1 pseudogene is annotated in these 750 nt (G+C 35.6%); it reads right to left on the bottom strand.

The features are described 5' to 3' along the window. Nucleotides 1–114: 114 nt before the first annotated feature. Nucleotides 115–750 (bottom strand): annotated as a pseudogene (fusA, locus tag RSC39_RS11955) (elongation factor G); the annotation flags it as partial.

Genomic DNA, 750 nt, shown 5'->3' with positions numbered 1-750 from the left:
AATTTAGCTTTAGCCATTGTGAAATACCTCCTAATATATATTATTATTTATAATCATAAGACGAGGATTATCCTCGCCTTATGAGTTTTTAATTTTATTTAAAGTAAATAATTATTATTTACCTTCAGCAACTTTCTTAGCAACAGATGCTGGAACTTGCTCATAGTGATCAAATATCATTGTATAAGTTGCTCTACCTTGAGTAGTAGATCTTAATTCAGTAGAATATCCAAACATTTCTGAAAGTGGAACGAATGCATTTATAACTTGTGCACCAGATCTAGCTTCCATACCTTGTATTAAACCTCTCTTAGAGTTTAATCCACCCATAACATCTCCCATATAATCTTCAGGAGTAACAACTTCAACCTTGAAGTAAGGCTCAAGTAATATTGATTCACCTTTTCTAAGAGCTTCTTTCATAGCCATTGAACCAGCCATTTTGAATGCCATTTCTGATGAATCGACATCATGGTAAGAACCATCATATAATTCAACAGCAATATCAACAACTGGGAATCCAGCAACTACACCAGCAGCCATAGCACCTTGGATACCTGCATCAGTTGGCCCAACATATTCCTTAGGTACAGATCCACCAACAGTTTTGTTTTCGAATTTGTATCCAGCACCTGGCTCTTGTGGGTTAACTCTAATCTTAACATGTCCGTATTGACCTCTACCACCTGATTGTTTAGAGTACTTGTACTCAATATCAACTGGCTTAGTAATAGTTTCTCTATAAGCAAC

It is taken from the genome of Lactococcus sp. (genome assembly GCF_036648155.1).
GTDB classification, from domain to species: domain Bacteria; phylum Bacillota; class Bacilli; order Lactobacillales; family Streptococcaceae; genus Lactococcus; species Lactococcus cremoris.
The sequence above is the reverse complement of the archived record's forward strand: the minus strand, read 5'-3'. Positions and strand labels throughout refer to the sequence as shown.